General features: G+C 40.5%; 15 protein-coding genes, 1 tRNA gene and 1 other annotated feature. Of the genes, 10 read left to right on the forward strand and 6 right to left on the reverse strand.

The annotated features are described in order from the left end of the window. Positions 1 to 102: 102 nt before the first annotated feature. The gene (locus tag H6G28_RS17955) at positions 103 to 1,044 is read right to left on the reverse strand and encodes a glycosyltransferase family 2 protein (protein ID WP_190672846.1); all 942 of its coding nucleotides are present in this window, start codon (positions 1,042 to 1,044) and stop codon (positions 103 to 105) included. Between the two features lie 151 nt (positions 1,045 to 1,195). Between H6G28_RS17955 and rplS the strand changes: the two genes are divergently transcribed. The 8 genes from rplS (at position 1,196) to rplL (ending at position 5,527) form a co-directional block, all read left to right on the forward strand. Beyond that, the gene (gene rplS / locus H6G28_RS17960) at positions 1,196 to 1,558 is read left to right on the forward strand and encodes a 50S ribosomal protein L19 (protein WP_190589086.1); all 363 of its coding nucleotides are present in this window, start codon (positions 1,196 to 1,198) and stop codon (positions 1,556 to 1,558) included. A 150-nt stretch (positions 1,559 to 1,708) separates the two neighbouring features. Continuing rightward, positions 1,709 to 1,781 (forward strand) — tRNA-Trp (locus tag H6G28_RS17965). A 193-nt stretch (positions 1,782 to 1,974) separates the two neighbouring features. Continuing rightward, positions 1,975 to 2,196 carry a preprotein translocase subunit SecE gene (gene secE, locus H6G28_RS17970; protein ID WP_190589088.1) on the forward strand — a complete coding sequence of 74 codons (222 nt, stop codon included), beginning with the start codon at positions 1,975 to 1,977 and terminating at the stop codon, positions 2,194 to 2,196. Beyond that, the gene (gene nusG / locus H6G28_RS17975; RefSeq protein WP_190589090.1) at positions 2,196 to 2,828 is read left to right on the forward strand and encodes a transcription termination/antitermination protein NusG; all 633 of its coding nucleotides are present in this window, start codon (positions 2,196 to 2,198) and stop codon (positions 2,826 to 2,828) included. The genes secE and nusG overlap by 1 nt, the downstream gene beginning before the upstream one ends. Positions 2,829 to 2,834: 6 nt before the next feature. Beyond that, positions 2,835 to 3,260: a 50S ribosomal protein L11 gene (gene rplK, locus H6G28_RS17980; RefSeq protein WP_190589092.1), complete on the forward strand. Its 426-nt coding sequence runs from the start codon at positions 2,835 to 2,837 to the stop codon at positions 3,258 to 3,260. Positions 3,261 to 3,410: 150 nt separating this feature from the next. Beyond that, positions 3,411 to 4,127 carry a 50S ribosomal protein L1 gene (gene rplA, locus H6G28_RS17985; protein WP_190589094.1) on the forward strand — a complete coding sequence of 239 codons (717 nt, stop codon included), beginning with the start codon at positions 3,411 to 3,413 and terminating at the stop codon, positions 4,125 to 4,127. A gap of 70 nt (positions 4,128 to 4,197) precedes the next feature. Next, positions 4,198 to 4,364, forward strand: a sequence feature (ribosomal protein L10 leader region). Positions 4,365 to 4,426: 62 nt separating this feature from the next. Beyond that, positions 4,427 to 4,966, forward strand: coding sequence for a 50S ribosomal protein L10 (rplJ, locus tag H6G28_RS17990; protein ID WP_190589097.1), 540 nt, complete (start codon positions 4,427 to 4,429; stop codon positions 4,964 to 4,966). A gap of 174 nt (positions 4,967 to 5,140) precedes the next feature. Next, positions 5,141 to 5,527 (forward strand): 50S ribosomal protein L7/L12, encoded by a 387-nt coding sequence (gene rplL / locus H6G28_RS17995; protein WP_190589099.1) that lies wholly within the window; start codon positions 5,141 to 5,143, stop codon positions 5,525 to 5,527. 180 nt (positions 5,528 to 5,707) lie between these two features. On the opposite strand, the gene H6G28_RS18000 is transcribed toward rplL, so the two are convergent. Further along, on the reverse strand, positions 5,708 to 6,730 hold the full coding sequence (locus H6G28_RS18000; RefSeq protein ID WP_190589101.1) for a GGDEF domain-containing response regulator: 1,023 nt from the start codon (positions 6,728 to 6,730) through the stop codon (positions 5,708 to 5,710). 923 nt (positions 6,731 to 7,653) lie between these two features. On the opposite strand from H6G28_RS18000, the gene H6G28_RS18005 reads away from it, so the two are divergent. Then, positions 7,654 to 7,914 (forward strand): CRR7 family NDH-1 assembly protein, encoded by a 261-nt coding sequence (locus tag H6G28_RS18005; protein ID WP_190589103.1) that lies wholly within the window; start codon positions 7,654 to 7,656, stop codon positions 7,912 to 7,914. An 81-nt stretch (positions 7,915 to 7,995) separates the two neighbouring features. On the opposite strand, the gene H6G28_RS18010 is transcribed toward H6G28_RS18005, so the two are convergent. Further along, entirely contained in the window at positions 7,996 to 8,541 is a 546-nt protein-coding gene (locus tag H6G28_RS18010; RefSeq protein WP_190672849.1) for a DUF2854 domain-containing protein, read from the reverse strand. Positions 8,542 to 8,698: 157 nt separating this feature from the next. Here H6G28_RS18010 and H6G28_RS18015 point away from each other — a divergent pair, with 157 nt between their 5' ends. Further along, on the forward strand, positions 8,699 to 8,881 hold the full coding sequence (locus H6G28_RS18015; RefSeq protein ID WP_190589107.1) for a hypothetical protein: 183 nt from the start codon (positions 8,699 to 8,701) through the stop codon (positions 8,879 to 8,881). 126 nt (positions 8,882 to 9,007) lie between these two features. Here H6G28_RS18015 and H6G28_RS18020 read toward each other — a convergent pair whose 3' ends face one another. From H6G28_RS18020 to H6G28_RS18030, 3 genes are all read right to left on the reverse strand, one after another. Next, positions 9,008 to 9,424, reverse strand: coding sequence for a response regulator (locus H6G28_RS18020; protein WP_190589109.1), 417 nt, complete (start codon positions 9,422 to 9,424; stop codon positions 9,008 to 9,010). 156 nt (positions 9,425 to 9,580) lie between these two features. Next, a complete protein-coding gene (gene ppk1 / locus H6G28_RS18025; protein ID WP_190589111.1) occupies positions 9,581 to 11,791 on the reverse strand; it encodes a polyphosphate kinase 1 in 2,211 nt (736 codons plus the stop codon). Positions 11,792 to 11,953: 162 nt separating this feature from the next. Beyond that, positions 11,954 to 16,354 carry a carboxypeptidase regulatory-like domain-containing protein gene (locus H6G28_RS18030; RefSeq protein ID WP_190672852.1) on the reverse strand — a complete coding sequence of 1,467 codons (4,401 nt, stop codon included), beginning with the start codon at positions 16,352 to 16,354 and terminating at the stop codon, positions 11,954 to 11,956. Positions 16,355 to 16,405: the final 51 nt, after the last annotated feature.

Raw genomic sequence — 16,405 nt, forward strand, 5'->3', positions numbered from 1 at the left:
TTGCCATCAGTCAAAGTTCGTTAATTCTCAGCTAGAGACGTTGTATACAACGTCTCTATAAAAATCGATAAATCGTATTTATATCCAGAAATTATCTATTATTTAATAATATAGAACAGATTTTGTGATCAGTTTATTTTGAAAATGTAAATTGCGGCAGAAAATAATAGTTAAGAGAATTTTCCAGACCATCAGCGAGAAAGCAGATTGATAAAACATCCTCAGAAAGACTACAAAGTTTTTCTGCTTGAGTGCAACAAACGCCCAATGCAATATGAGATATTTTTTGATATCCTCCATCTTAGGAAGATGATTATGATGATTTTTATGAACTAAAGGATAAATTTTCTCCTTGATTAAAATATTGGTATCTAATCTTTTCGATACGGCGAATTTATGATTATAAGCACCCGGCCAAATGGTGCGATAAGCTAGACATTGATTCAGAAAAATAGCATCACCAAATTGGACAATTCTCAGCCAAGAATCTATATCATCACAATTCGCATCAAGTTGGGAATCCCAACCACCTGTTTTACAGAAAGCATCACGGCTACAAGCAACTTGCACAGGTGTACCAAAAGGCAATAATTCCAACAGCATTCCGTAGTGAATATCCGCTTGAGGAACAGAAAAAGCCAACCCATGTCCAAGCTGAGGAGTGCGACTGAGTTCTACTTCATGTTCATTCACCTGAGCCGCAACACAAGAGCAAATCACCGCACTTGGACAAAAAGCGATCGCCTTTGCCATCTCTTCGATACAATTATCAGCTAGATAATCATCATCATCTAAAAACTTAATCCACTCACCACTGGCTTGTTTAACTCCTGCGTTTACCGTCGCTGCATGACCTTGATTTACCTGATTACGATGGTAAATTACTCTATCACCTAAGCTTTCTACGTAGACTTGTGTGTCATCAGTGGAACAATCATCAGCTACAATTACTTCGCAAGGAATTGTCTGGTTGATGGCAGAATCAACGGCTCGACGCAGTAAGCTGACGCGGTTATAGGTAGTGATCACAATGCTAAATTTCATAAACATCACACCTGTAGCAAAGCTTTATGCAATATAGCCTTCATTTTGGGATATGTCGGATCGGGTAAAATTTTAAATCTTAAATATTACTAGACTGAAAGTCGATTTTCGATTTATTATTGATGATTGTGGGTTTTTCAGCAGATAAGCTATGAACGCTCAAGAGATTATCCGCTCCATAGAAGCGGAACAATTAAAATCTAACTTGCCCGACATTTATGTGGGCGATACAGTCAAAGTCGGTGTGAAAATCAAAGAAGGCGACAAATACCGCGTCCAACCCTACGAAGGCGTTGTGATTGCTAAACGCAATGGCGGTATTAACGAAACTATTACAGTTCGCCGTGTGTTTCAAGGAGTAGGTGTAGAGCGCGTATTTTTATTACATTCTCCACGCATTGACAGCATTAAAGTTGTCCGCCGTGGTAAAGTACGTCGTGCTAAACTTTACTACCTGCGCGATCGCGTTGGTAAAGCAACTCGGATCAAGCAACGCTTCGACCGTCCTTTGTAATTTTTTGCTCAGGGTATGAGAGAAATCTCAATTAACAAGCGGCTTTTGCCGCTAAGTTGCTTCCCCGACAAAAATCATGTACAATCAGAATCGCAATTGCGTTAAACTAAATAAAAGTTCAGCGCAATCACCGAATCAAAACCAACCTGTGCGCTCTTAGTTCAGTTGGTAGAACGCAGGTCTCCAAAACCTGATGTCGGGGGTTCAAGTCCTCCAGGGCGCGCTCGCAAGCAAAAACAAAACCCGAAACAGTAGCACTTCTACCAGCAACGTAGTTAGTGTTTACCATTTCGGGTATAATTGTTTTATACTTTAGAGAATTTTTGCTGCAAGTCAGCAGGCTGGAATCAAAGCTGTAAACCTGAGATAAAACTAAGCAGGATATAGCTGTACAAGAAACGGGGGGATAAACAACAGTGGCGAAAAAAAATGAAGCTGAAATGCCGGAAAACACTGGCGGTCTAAACATCCAAAACTTTGTTCAAGGCACAAAAGAAGAACTTGAAAAAGTAGTTTGGCCAAGTCGCAGACAGCTAGTGAGCGAATCAGCAGCCGTGCTGTTAATGGTGACACTCTCCGCATCTTTGATTTATTTGGTGGATGGATTGTTTGCTTGGGCCGCAAAACAGGTGTTCTGATGACTTTTGCAACAGACGACCCACTTAACTCAAATTTGCAGTCAGAGGAAACAGCAGAAGCGGCGCTTAAAGAAGCGCGGTGGTATGCAGTACAAGTAGCCTCCGGCTGTGAAAAGCGCGTCAAAACCAACTTGGAACAACGCATCCAAACCTTTGACGTTGCCGACAAAATCATTCAAGTCGAAATTCCGCATACGCCAGCAGTCAAAATTCGGAAAGATGGCAGTCGCCAGCATACAGAAGAAAAAGTCTTTCCTGGCTATGTGCTAGTCAGAATGGTGCTGAATGATGATACATGGCAGGTAGTACGTAACACCTCTCATGTGATCAACTTTGTCGGCGCAGAACAAAAACGTGGCAGTGCCAAAGGTCGTGGCCACGTTAAACCAGTACCTCTGAGTTACTCAGAAGTCGAGCGGATATTTAAACAAACCACCGAACAAGAGCCAGTCCTCAAAATTGACATGGCTACAGGTGATAAAATTGTCGTGCTTTCTGGCCCATTTAAGGACTTTGAAGGCGAGGTGATTGAAGTCAGTCCAGAGCGTAGTAAACTCAAAGCCTTGCTCTCGATTTTTGGCAGAGATACACCCGTTGAATTGGAATTCAATCAGGTAGAAAAACAGAGCTAAATACAAATGGCGAAAAAAGTAGTAGCGGTCATTAAACTGGCCCTGAATGCTGGAAAAGCCAACCCAGCACCACCAGTTGGCCCCGCATTGGGTCAACATGGTGTGAACATCATGATGTTCTGCAAAGAGTACAACGCCAAAACAGCCGATCAAGCTGGTATGGTTATCCCTGTAGAAATCTCCGTTTATGAAGACCGGAGTTTTACATTTGTACTCAAAACCCCACCAGCATCAGTATTGATTCGCAAAGCAGCGAAAATCGAAAGAGGTTCCAACGAACCTAACAAAAAGAAAGTTGGTTCCATTACCAAAGCGCAATTGCGGGAAATTGCTCAAACCAAGTTACCCGACCTCAACGCCAACGACATCGACGCGGCAATGAACATTGTGGCCGGAACCGCTAAAAACATGGGCGTTACCATTACTGAATAGTACAAGAAGGCAGGAGGCAGGGGTCAGAAGGAAAGAATATAACTTCGCACTCAGCACGGGCTAAACGCCCCGCTACCGCTAACAGCACTCAGCACTTAAAAAACTATCGGGGGAGAAGCCAAGCTTCGCCATTGACCCCAGGAGAAAAAAATGACAAAAAAAATATCACGTCGCTTGCGAGAACTGCAAGCAAAAGTAGAGGATAGGGACTACGCGCCCATAGAAGCTTTAACACTACTCAAAGAAACAGCAACAGCAAAATTCCCCGAAGCCGCCGAAGCGCATATCCGGCTGGGAATTGATCCCAAGTATACAGACCAACAGTTGCGGACAACGGTAGCACTACCCAAAGGCACAGGGCAAATTGTCAGGGTAGCAGTTATCGCTAGAGGTGAAAAAGTCACAGAAGCAACCAACGCTGGTGCTGATATTGTTGGTTCGGAAGAATTGATTGACGAAATCCAAAAAGGGATGATGGATTTCGATAAACTCATTGCTACACCAGATGTCATGCCACAGGTAGCGAAACTAGGTAAATTACTAGGCCCCCGTGGTTTGATGCCATCCCCCAAAGGTGGTACAGTAACATTTGACATTGCAAGTGCGATCGCTGAATTCAAAGCTGGTAAATTAGAATTCCGGGCTGACCGTACAGGTATTGTTCATGTTATGTTTGGTAAGGCAGGTTTCTCCCCAGAAGATTTGTTAGTAAACTTGAAGGCGTTACAAGAAACAATTGACCGTAACCGTCCTTCGGGAGCAAAAGGCCGCTATTGGCGAACCTTCTATGTATCTGCTACGATGGGGCCTGCAATTAAAGTTGACATCACCGCTTTACGGGATTTAAAACTGACCGAAGCTGCATAAGAAATGGGAATAGGGTTGAGGGGGTAGAAGAGCAAAACCCTACTCACTACTCCCAACTCACCACTCCCCTAAAACTAAATAGTTCAAACCGGAGACAGCAGGTGCGAATAGCTTAATATCCTGCCGAGGTTAAAACTCTCACTGCCTGAAGTACTACCTACAAGGCGTAGACACTACAGCGTCAAGAGTTTTGCTGCGAAACCCCGGTTCAAAAAACTGGGGTTTATTGTTTTTGGTTGTTCAGAACTACAACACACAAGCAGGGAAATCGCTGATTTTGCCCTTGGAGGTGAAACAAGATGGGTAGAACGTTAGAAAACAAACAAGAAATAGTAGCTGACCTCAAACAATCTTTGAGTGAGTCAACTTTAGCACTGGTAATTGAATACCAAGGGCTAACAGTTGCCGAAATCACAGATTTGCGGCGGCGGCTGCGTCCTACAGGCACTACTTGTAAGGTAACAAAAAATACCTTAATGGGTATTGCCATTCAAGAAGACGAAAAATGGCAACCACTGTCTGAGTTGCTGAAAGGTTCTTCTGCCTTTTTATTAGTCAAAGAAGATTTCTCTTCAGCAATTAAGGCTTACCAAGACTTCCAAAAAGCCACCAAGAAAACCGAAATGCGTGGCGGTGTCATGGAAGGCCGTCTGCTGAAAGAAGCTGATGTCAAGGCTTTAGGAGACTTGCCATCCAAAGAACAACTCATGGGTCAAATTGCTGGAGCTATCAACGCATTGGCTACCAAAATTGCTGTTGGTATCAACGAAGTTCCTGGTGGCTTGGCTCGTGCTTTGCAAGCTGTGGCTGAACAAGAACAAGGAAGCGCGGCTGAATAAAGTATGAAGTATGAAGTATGAAGTGTGAAATAAGCCGATTATTCAAAAATGGCTTATTTACTGATTTTTTTCATTCTTTAGACTTCTTTAGTCAAGAGTCAATAGTCAGTGGTAATCACAAATGACAAATGACAAATGACAAATTAACTAATCAAACATTACGGAGTTACATCAATGTCTGCAACAACCGATAACATTTTAGAACAGTTGAAATCCTTGACCTTACTAGAAGCTGCTGAATTAGTTAAGCAAATTGAAGAAGCTTTTGGTGTAAGTGCTGCTGCTCCCGTTGGTGTAGCTGTTGCGGCTCCTACTGGTGCTGTTGCTGCTGAACCTGTTGAAGAAAAAACAGAGTTCGACGTAATTCTGGAATCTGTTCCTGCTGATAAGAAGATTGCCGTACTGAAGATTGTACGTGAGTTGACTGGTCTAGGCTTGAAAGAAGCTAAAGACTTGGTAGAAGCTGCTCCTAAGCCAATCAAAGAAGCGATCACTAAAGAAGCTGCTGAAGATGCTAAGAAACGGATTGAAGAAGCTGGTGGTAAAGTTACCGTTAAATAGTTCCAGTTTCAATACTTGTTTTTAACTAAGAAGCCTATTTAGGCTTCTTTTTTGTATTGTTATTCATTATTTTTCTAGCCATAGCCACAGCAGTTATACCAATTTTATGAGAGGCTGCACTATAGAAATCCTGTAGAGATGTTGTATACAACGTCTCTACTTTTAATTCTTTCCCCTACTTTATCTGAGAATAATCCGATTACGCCCTTCAGCCTTGGCGGTGTAAAGTGCTTTATCTGCGGCCACAATCAAATCAGAAGGTGAAGATTCCCATGTAGGAGTTAGGGTAGCTACGCCGATACTCAGCGTGACATACTCATTTACCGCAGACGCATCGTGAACAATTTGTAAGTTGTTAACACCGGCTTGCATTGCCGTGGCTACATGAAATGCACCAGCAGCAGGAGTATTTGGCATAACTACAGCAAATTCTTCGCCACCATAACGAGCTACTAAATCATGATGTTTTTGTGCATTTTTGCTCAAAACAGCACCCACTCTCTGCAAACAAACATCCCCGGCTGGATGACCATATTGATCGTTATAAAACTTGAAATAATCAATATCACATAAGATTAATGACAGAGGAGATTCTTCCTGTGCTAAATTTATCCATTGAGTATTCAGATATTCATCAAAACGACGGCGATTAGCCAGACCTGTTAAGCCATCAACATTAGCAAGTTGTTGTAAAGCTAGGTTGGCTGCTTCTAATTGTTTATATACTTGCGCTTGTTGTAGTAGACGACGTAAACGCTGGCGCAAAACTGCCCAATGAATTGGCTTGGTAACATAATCAGAGGCTCCTGCTTCAAAAGCACGGTCTACAGATTCTGCATCATTCAAACTCGTAATCATTAATATAGGTGTGCGTTCCCATAATTTGGAAATCACGGTGTTGCCTGTAGCAGAGTCAGTATCAAGATTTGCCAATGCTGACATCAGATTATTTCTGGCAATTTGGAGCAGGTTTTTACAACAAGTAAAGCCATCCATAACAGGCATGATTGCATCTAGTAATACTATGTCGGGTTTGACAGTCTCATAGGCATCTAAACACTGCTTGCCATCTGCAACCTCAACAACTCGATAGCCTTCTTGTTCCATAGCTTCACGCAACAGCAAGCGGATGGTCTTATCATCATCAGCCACCAGAATTACTGGAGGTTGTTTAGGTAGAGAAAATGAGCTTAAGCCTGACATGAATTGCGTTCCACAGAAAATGAAAGTATCGACGAAGAGTAAGCTGGAAAACCTGCATAACACAAAAAGATAGCCATTGAGTAAGATTTTGTGACAGTCAATCTTACTGGAAGGCAACTAGCTGAAAGTTCATGACCGCAGTAAAGCTTGGTCGTACTGCAATGGTCTATGTTTTGTAAGATGTTTGAACTTCCTCGTCAAGTGAGTGCTTGTTAGCACTACTGACTGATCATGGAGGGTGCGATCGCACAATTTTGCCATCGTGGCTAGAAATTTTCTACCCAACCTGTCCGACTGCACAATCAATTTTTTTAGGCAAAGAGAATATTTAATCAGCTTTAGTAAAGAAAGATTTAGATAAATTGGTTTCATAGACAATTTACTGACAAGGGAAAAGCAATTTTTACTTGGGTTGCTCTAGCTTTGCAAAGAAGGCTTATGATTATATTTCCCCAGTGACGTGACTCAGTTACTATCCAGATAAAACTTTAACTCTATAAGAATTTTCATTAGATTCTCAACTGACTTTAGGCAAATACTCAGCAGATTCTTAGCTATGACAAGGTATAGCTGAGAAAACAACTAAACTAAGTCTGAAAAACGCTAGAACGTCCTTGATTACTACCTTTAGGGAAATCTCAGACCTTTAAATTGATGAGCAATTACCCAGATTAAACAGTGTTAATATCAAGCTGTACAAAAAACTTTATTTTTTAAAGGTCAACTTACTTTCGAGTTAAGTAAAATTGCTGATTTCAATCTGCATAATTGGGAGGTAACAAAAAATCATAGATAAGCTTTTAAATAATCTTTATTTAAATACTAGAATATACGAAGTCACACTTACAGAAAAATTGTTTAAATAATCTTATTACCGCTAAAATATTTAATAAAAATAAATTTAAATTAACTCAATTACTGCTATGCCAGACTCTTTAATGTATCAACAAGATAACTTTGTGGTGTTAGAAACTAACCAACCAGAACAATTTCTCACAGCATCAGAGTTATTTGACAAGCTGAAAACAGTTTTACAGACCATAAATTCTCAAGATTTACCACCAGATTTACAAAATATTGAGTCTTTAGAAGCTAGAGTTCAATATCTCATCGATACTAGTTGTGAGTTAGATGTTGGCGCGGGTCAATATTTACAGTGGTATGCAGTTCGGTTAGAAAAGTGATTGTCGGTCAATCGTCATTAGGCGATCGCACAGTCAATAGCTAATAATTAATATTTATTGCTATTGACCATTGACCATTGACTATTGACTAGTAACCAACGCTAACTCTATTTTATCTGCATCGGGCTGGGTAATTTTGATCTCTACTCCAGGGCCAAAGTAACTGGTCATTTTTTCTTGTTTTTGTTGCCAAACATGAATGGGTATATCAGGAGAATCAAATTCTAAAATTAAGGTGTAAGCACCATTAGTTTCTTCTTCCCTTAAACCTGTAACAATTGGTCTTTCTTCGTCGGTGGGGCTGAGACCTAAGTAAGAAAGTGCTGCATCCAAGTGAGCATCTTGACCATAACAATACCGAGTGATGTCTTTGCGGATTTTATTTTGCGTGACAGTTGCTTGCTGCTCACGCAGAGATAATACCGATGGTGCTGTGACTTGGCTGAAGGGTATTGGTTTAAGTTCATTGGCTTTGAGTGCTAGTCCCCCCAATAACAAGGGAAAACCATAAAAAAACCCTACAAGATTGAGAGTGGCATTATTCGCAGCATAGGCAATGAAGCCAACAAGGGTTAATATGCTACCAACTGTTAAACCTAGAGTTCCCAAAGAGATTTGGCGTAACATGAGCAGAAGATAATATTTATTAAGACATTAGTTTTATTATCATCGGCTATGTGTCACAGATGATGACAGCCGTATAACTTTCGTCGAGTTGTTCAAGCTTTGCCTGATTTTGCGCTAACTTTAAACTGGACTGTAGTTAATCAAAGGCAGATAAACAATGGATTTACAAACTATAAAAGAACGAGTTGCAGCAGTTCAAAGCAAACGCGACTATCTTTTGAGTCTCTTAGAACAGCCAAATTTAGGAACTTTGAGAATAGATGTCAATCAAGCTTTAGAAGAACTAGATGACTTACTTGATGAATATAAACGTACTATCCCAGAAACGGGAAATAATTAATTTGTACTAAAAATTGCGTCGGTATCTCTGATAATACAAAAGTGATGCCGACGCTTCTCAATAACAAAACATTACTAGCTCTCCACCCATGAGCCAAGCCTAAGTCAACATAGCATTTGTGCCAATTTATCGCATAATTTCACTGTCGCCTCTACGTTTGCCTAATTGTCTGACTAAAGCGATGAGTTCAGAGGTTGAGACATCTTTTTTACAAAAATCATCGAAATTAGCCATTCCTGTGGCGCGAGGAGATTTAGCCTCTTCTACTGAAGAGTAAGCAAGTATTTGAGTCTGGGGAGAAATGGCTTTAATTTGACTCGAAGCACTCCACCCGTCCATGATGGGCATTTGTAAATCTAAAACAATCACATCAGGACGACAGCATTTTACCATTTCGATCGCTTCTTGACCGTTACTCGCTAACCCCACAACTTGAATATTCTCTTGACAAGAAAAAGCCAATTGTAGGGTTAGACGAGTTAGTTCATGGTCATCAACCACGAGAACACGTAACACAGAAGACTCACAGGAGAGCATTAACATTCAAGGGTAAAAAATTAGTGACAACAATGTTTATAGTTTATGAGAGCTAGTCCCGATAATTACTCTATCTTATGGTTGATAACTCCTGTTTTATCAACCAATTTACATAGAGAAAATACGGAAAAATTAAACTTTACTAAAAAAATCAAATTTTTACTAGTTATCAGTGTAGGAAAAACTCTTTTGAGCATCTAGTAAATTCGGTGTTCCGCCTGTAGAACGGAGTGCCATATTCATCAGAGTTATTTGTGAATGTGTTTCGGGACAATCATCTCCGGGACGGCGTTGGATATAAGTACCATCAGCTTGTAATTCCCAAGCTTGGCGGTTATCTGCCAGCATAATTCCTAAGATTTCTTGCAAATCTTTAGCAATATCTTGATCTTTGATTGGGGTAATCACTTCCACTCGCCGATCTAAGTTGCGGCGCATCCAGTCGGCACTACCAATATAGATTTCTTCTTGACCATTGTTGTAGAAATAATAGACGCGGGAATGTTCTAAAAAGCGACCGACAATGCTGATTATGCGAATGTTTTCACTGATGTCCTTGATTCCTGGACGTAAACAGCAAATGCCCCTAATAATCAAATCGATTTGTACACCAGCGCGGGAAGCTTCGTATAAAGTGGCGATGATTTGTGGGTCAACAAGGGAGTTCATTTTGGCAACAATGCGCCCAGAAAAACCATTTTTGACATTTTCGATTTCGCGCTGAATTAAAGACAAAAAGCGATCGCGCATATTCACAGGTGCAACTAATAATTCTCGATAGGATTTTTGCCGGGAATAGCCAGTTAAAAAATTAAACAAATCTGTAATATCAGCGCCTAATTCTTCACGACAACTAAACAATCCTAAATCGGTATATAGTCTTGCAGTTTTAGGGTTATAATTTCCTGTGCCGATATGCACATAACGACGCATTCTGTCTTTTTCGCGCCGCACTACCATCACGGTTTTGCAATGGGTTTTTAAACCAACTAACCCATAGACAACGTGTACTCCCACCCGTTCTAAACGCCTAGCCCAGTAAATATTATTTTCTTCATCAAATCGGGCTTTTAATTCTACTAAGACTGATACTTGCTTGCCATTTTCAGCCGCAGCAATTAAAGCATTAACGATTGGCGAATCACCGGAAGTCCGGTAAAGGGTCATTTTGATGGCCAGTACATTCGGGTCATGGGCTGCATGGGTGATAAACCGCACCACTGTTGCGGAAAAAGATTGATAAGGATGGTGGACGAAAAGATCCTTTTCCCTAATCACCGAAAAAAAATCTTTGCCTTCTTCCATTTCCAACACATCTTCATCTACATTCGGTTCGCGCAACCTTTGTAGACGAGAAGGAACAACAGATTGACGGGGGGGATCTTTCAGTTCTGGCAAAGGTAAAGCCAGAAAATACATCAAATCGCGTAAACCCAATAAACCATCGACCTCATAAACATCGCTGTCGGTTAAATCTAAATCTTGTAATAACCTTGTGCGGATTGGTTCTGGGGTTTGGGATTGAATTTCGATTCTGACGGGACTACCACCAATCCGGCGTTTGCGTAATTCTTGTTCAATGGCTAACAACAAATCATCGGCTTCATCTTCTTCCAATGCTAAATCAGCATCACGGGTAATGCGGAAGGGATGGTATTCTTGGATATTCATCCCTGGAAACAGAGTGTGTAGGTTATGAGCGATCGCTTGTTCTAAAGGTACACCTGTCCAGTTGGCTGTATGGCCATTTTCTTGAATACCCAACTCTGGCGGTAAAGGCAAAAATCTGGGTAACACGCTTGGGACTTTGACTCTGGCGAAAAATTCTTCTTCGGTATCTGGGTTTTTGACCACCACTGCCAAATTTAAACTGAGATTGGAAATGTAGGGGAAAGGATGGCTAGGGTCAACGGCCAAAGGAGTCAAAACGGGAAAGATTTGTTCTTCAAAATAATTATCTAAATAAGTCCGTTGTTTTTGGTTTAAATTAATGTAGTCCAGGATATGAATGCCGTGGTTGGCTAGTAGCGGACGCAAGACTTCTTCAAAATGCTGATGCTGTTTAACTACTTGCGGGCTAAGGTGCAACCGAATATCATCTAACTGTTGTTGCGGGGTACGGCCATCGGGTGTTAACTGAGTTACCTTTGCTTCTACTTGTTGCTTTAAAGCAGCAATTCGCACCATGAAAAACTCATCTAAATTAGAACTGAAGATAGCTAAAAACTTCAGTCTTTCTAAAAGTGGTGTGCGTGAGTCAAAGGCTTCATGCAACACTCTGTTATTAAATTCCAGCCAGCTTAACTCTCGGTTGATATAGTATTGTGGATCATTGAGATTGATGGGATTGGCAATCTTTTTGGATTTCGGCATGACGATCTGCGGGTAGCCAGAAGTAGCCCACAAGGCTGAAGAACAATAAACATAGTAGTGGAAATTTGTAATTGCCGAGAAGTTGCTTTTTTACAAAAGTCAGATAATTGGGATTTTAAATTTGGGATTTTGAATTAATTTGCTAGTAAAACACAAAAAACGTTACTTTTCTTTAGTTTCCTTTGCGGCTGTAGAAATTGGTAATTGTAGATTTTGGTCATAGACGAACTCGTTGTGAATAGTGACATCGCGTTTGGGGAAAGTCTCACTATTGGCGATCGCTTCTTGGGGTGGAATTCGCAATGTATACTTACCAACAGGCACACCATCTACACGATACAATCCAAATTCGTCAGTCATCGCTGCTAAAACTTCTGTACCATCAAGATTGACGAGTTCTACCCGGACATCAGACATGGGTTGACCTGCAACATCAGTAATTCTGCCTGCTAAACCATATTCTAATCTGGCAGTAAAATCTACATTCGTTACACCTGCCATTCCCACCTCAGCTACACGGCTGGTTTTTTGTACGGTGAGTTCTACAGGTAATTGTTCTGGGTCAACTTCGACGCGATAGACACCTTCTGGTAAACCGCCAACAAAGAAGTTACCACTGGAGTCTGTTTTTGCACCACCCACAGGTTTGTTGTGGTTATTGATGACTCTGACACTAGCGCCTTGTAAATCATAACCTTGATTTTCGCCTGAGACAGCAATGCGTCCCGCGATCGCACCACGGTCTTTACCAAGAGAACTAAAGCTACTAGGAACAGCCCGACCACCAGCAAATGACAAGTCTGAGACTAATGATACCGTCAGGCGATCGTCATTAAATCCGCCAAAAGCATTTCTTCTCCCAGCAAAGGGAATTCCTTGATATTCAACCCTGGCGAATAATCCCGGTAGTACTTGCATACTCGCACCAACAATCGGGCCAAAATTACCCTCACGGTAAGCCAACCCCATTCGCCAACTCAGTTGTCTAATACTTGCAGGACTATAGTTCAACGTCGCTGTATAGCGAGTAGCATAATTACCACCAAAATCAGTACCTAAAGAAACTTGATAGTTACGATTAAAGTTATAACTTAAATCACTAGCATATCTATCTCCATAAGTATTAAAAGATAGTCGTGCCGCATGATTTACTTGATAATAAGCATTGAATAAATACTGCCCAGTAATATCAGGTCTACCACTTAAAGATAAACGAGTAAAAGGTTGTAGAAAGAAAGTTGGTGATATATATTCATTTGTATCCGTACCGCTTTTACGACTACGTGCTAGAAACCCTAACTGAAACTTATTATTAAATCGATAACTTACTTCTGCACTATGGTTAAAGAACTCACCAGAGTTTTTTCCATTCCGATATCCGTTGGGATAAGACTGGGAATTAGCCGTAATATCTAACTGTCCTAATTGAATATCTAAATCTGTGTTATAAGCTAACTTGCCAAAAGAATTACCCACACTAGCAGATAAAACCACAGGATTAGCTACCCGCCAAACTAATCCAGCTTGGCTTTGAATTGTATCAGGGATCGCTTGTACAGAACCTTCAAAAGTTAAATTATTAGAAATACCTTGGCGAATTTGGTAAAATCCAGCAAATTGCCCAGCATCAGTACCATTGTTATTATCAAACAAAGAATTTTGGACTAAATTTCCAGTTAAACCCACCCCAGCTAATTGAACATTACCACCTGCTGGTAATAATAAATCAGAAGCATTAATTCTCACAGAACGGATTTCACTAGGAACATTTAAATTATTCCGGTCAAAAACTAAAATTTCAATTTGATTATTTTGTCCAACAGGTAAATTAACATCAACAAACTCATATCTACCATCAAACCCTACCTGTTGCTGTGCTACAACAACTCCAGAAACCCTCAGTTGTACAAAACTTGCGGCTGGAACTACACCTTGGAAAGTTTGTAAAGGTCGAGAACGTCTTGGTAATAACTCATTCGCATTGTTAGTTTGATTAAAGCGATTTGTTGGTATATTTGTATAACCGAATTGCGCTCCGGTCAAATTCAGACTATTTACTAATGGGTTAATACCAATTTGTTGCCGACCGACTTGATAAAGAAATCTACCATTGCGTTTATAGTAAAAATATTCTGATACATCAGGAGAGTTTTCAAAATTATTATTTACCCTTACACGCCATAAACCACCTGCTAATCTGCCACCCAGTAATGTAGAACTGCGTAAGTTGACATCGCCAGCATTATTAACAATATTTAACTCTTGCCTTAAATTAGAAAAACCATTGAGTGGTGCAAATACATCTGGTTGTAAGTTAACTGCTTGGTTTGTATATGCTGTGCCATCACCCCGCCAAGGTAAGTCAATAATTAAAGCCAGATCCAAAGAATTAAATTCAATATTTGTCGAGAGTTTTTCTCTAACAAAGGCATCACTAATATAGTTGATACCTTTAAAATTTTGAATATCACTCTCTGCAAGATTAATTGTACCTAAAGGCGTATTTAAATATGTATTGTTATCTTTTGTCTCTACTGTAAAACCAGCAAGTTTAGCAAAGTCATCCAAAGGTAGAAGCAAGGTATTTCCTTGGCGGATAACATCTAAGCTTCCTACTTCTTTTCGATTAATAATTACTCCTAGCAATAAATTCTCTAAATTTGAGCTTGCTGTTTGGGTAAAAGTGATACGTGAGTTGTCATCTATATTTAAGATATTTTTACTAACATCTACTCCTTGTTTTGGCGGTTGTACTTCAGCAGGTTTAGTGTTGGGTTGTGGAGTTGATTCTGTGGCTGAACTTGGTGCAGGAGTAGTGTTAGTAGCTGTTTTTTGCGGAACCTGTGGATGAGCTGGTTGTTTTGTTAAAAATGCTGATAAATCTTCTGATTTTTTAGATGTCTGGCTGTTAGTAGGAACTTCAGACGGTACATTGGCAACTTTATATTGAAGTGATGAATTAGATGGTTGTTTTGTTAAAAATGCTGCTAAGTCATGCGAATTTATCGAAGTTTCGCTAGTTGCGGCGGTAGATTCTGTTGTTGTGACATCAGGAAACTGTGATTGAGGTGTTTGTTTTGCTAAAAAAGTACCAAAATTATCAACATTTGTATCAGTTTCGTTGGTAGCTACTTCAGAGAGTGCTGTAATTGTTTGCGATCTTTGTTTATTAACAAAAGTTGCCAAGTCTTCTGGTGCTTTAGCGGCAATTGTCGCTGAAGCTGAGGCTGTTGTATTTTGACGCTGTTGCGGTTGTTTAGTTAAAAAACCAGTTAATTCTTCCGGTGTTTTGGCTGCATCCGCATTACTAGCAACTTCAACTTTAGTATTTTGTGGTTGTGGTGGTTGTTTTAATTTTGTGGAGTCATTCTCACTATTAGCAACTTTGACCGGTGCTGTAGTTCTTCGACGTTGAACTGATGTTTTTGGTTTGGTTTTGTTATCAAAAGTTGTCGTCGCAACTTGAGTCGGTGTTTTGACTTTGCGTTGAACAGAAGTTTGTGCTGGTTTTTTGGTGGTTGATGCTGAGTTGTCAGATGTTGTCGTAGCAACTTGAGTTGGTGCTTTGACTTTCTGTTGTACAGAAGCTTGTGCTGGTTTTTTTGTAGTTGCTGCTGAGTTGTCAGATGTTGTCGTAGCAACTTGAGTTGGTGCTTTGACTTTCTGTTGTACAGAAGCTTGTGCTGGTTTTTTTGTAGTTGCTGCTGAGTTGTCAGATGTTGTCGTAGCAACTTGAGTTGGTGCTTTGACTTTCTGTTGTACAGAAGCTTGTGCTGGTTTTTTTGTAGTTGCTGCTGAGTTGTCAGATGTTGTCGTAGCGACTTGAGTCGGTGCTTTGACTTTACGTTGTACAGAAGCTTGTGCTGGTTTTTCTGTAGTTGCTGCTGAGTTCTCAGGTGTTGTTGTAGCGAATTGAGTGGGTGCTTTGACTTTCTGTTGTACCGAAGCTTGTACTGATTGTTCTGTAGTTGCTGCTGAGTTCTCAGGTGTTGTTGTAGCGAATTGAGTGGGTGCTTTGACTTTCTGTTGCGGTGAAGGCTGTGCTGGTTGTTCCGTAGACAAAGCCACCAAGTTACTCGGTTTTTTTGGAGTTTCGCTGGTAGTAGTAACTTTAGAAGGTGCTTTGACTGGTTTGCATTTAACTAATTGCTTAGTTAATAAATCTGGAGACTCTTCTGATATTGCTGAACTTGCACTAATTGAAACTGTTGGTGCAGAATTTGTTGCTGTTGTGCATTTATCAAGTTCTTGGGTTGATGTGTTCGATACTTCGGGAATTCCGCTTGTAAACGAAATATCAGAAAGTATTGTACCTTTCGTACTGCGTTGAACTGGTACTTCACCAGAATTACTTTCAGCAGATGATTCTTGTTCCTCTACGCCATTGGTAGAAAATTCTGCTTCTGGTGTAGTTTCTGGTGGAAGTGGAGTCGCTACTGTATGTCGCGCAGTTTTATAAGCTGGGTTTGCACTATTTTTATCTGGCGCTGTAATAGGAGCATCTTGCGCGGGTAGAGTAGTAACTTCTGCTGGTGGTAAAGGTGGTGAAGCTTGGTAGATCATACTTGTATACACATGCTGGTATGACAGCCTAAAAAAGTTATAGGCTGGAAG

Source organism: Nostoc sp. FACHB-190 (genome assembly GCF_014696905.1).
In the GTDB taxonomy this organism is placed as follows: Bacteria; Cyanobacteriota; Cyanobacteriia; order Cyanobacteriales; family Nostocaceae; genus Nostoc_B.

Bases quoted from the DNA above. Each gene is read 5' to 3' on its own strand.
- rplL (WP_190589099.1), top strand. From the start codon at position 5,141: ATGTCTGCAACAACCGATAACATTTTAGAACAGTTGAAATCCTTGACC.
- H6G28_RS18015 (WP_190589107.1), top strand. From the start codon at position 8,699: ATGGATTTACAAACTATAAAAGAACGAGTTGCAGCAGTTCAAAGCAAA.
- nusG (WP_190589090.1), top strand. From the start codon at position 2,196: ATGACTTTTGCAACAGACGACCCACTTAACTCAAATTTGCAGTCAGAG.
- ppk1 (WP_190589111.1), bottom strand. From the start codon at position 11,791: ATGCCGAAATCCAAAAAGATTGCCAATCCCATCAATCTCAATGATCCA.
- rplK (WP_190589092.1), top strand. From the start codon at position 2,835: ATGGCGAAAAAAGTAGTAGCGGTCATTAAACTGGCCCTGAATGCTGGA.
- rplA (WP_190589094.1), top strand. From the start codon at position 3,411: ATGACAAAAAAAATATCACGTCGCTTGCGAGAACTGCAAGCAAAAGTA.
- H6G28_RS18020 (WP_190589109.1), bottom strand. From the start codon at position 9,424: ATGTTAATGCTCTCCTGTGAGTCTTCTGTGTTACGTGTTCTCGTGGTT.
- H6G28_RS18005 (WP_190589103.1), top strand. From the start codon at position 7,654: ATGCCAGACTCTTTAATGTATCAACAAGATAACTTTGTGGTGTTAGAA.
- H6G28_RS17955 (WP_190672846.1), bottom strand. From the start codon at position 1,044: ATGAAATTTAGCATTGTGATCACTACCTATAACCGCGTCAGCTTACTG.
- rplJ (WP_190589097.1), top strand. From the start codon at position 4,427: ATGGGTAGAACGTTAGAAAACAAACAAGAAATAGTAGCTGACCTCAAA.
- rplS (WP_190589086.1), top strand. From the start codon at position 1,196: ATGAACGCTCAAGAGATTATCCGCTCCATAGAAGCGGAACAATTAAAA.
- H6G28_RS18000 (WP_190589101.1), bottom strand. From the start codon at position 6,730: ATGTCAGGCTTAAGCTCATTTTCTCTACCTAAACAACCTCCAGTAATT.
- H6G28_RS18030 (WP_190672852.1), bottom strand. From the start codon at position 16,354: ATGATCTACCAAGCTTCACCACCTTTACCACCAGCAGAAGTTACTACT.
- H6G28_RS18010 (WP_190672849.1), bottom strand. From the start codon at position 8,541: ATGTTACGCCAAATCTCTTTGGGAACTCTAGGTTTAACAGTTGGTAGC.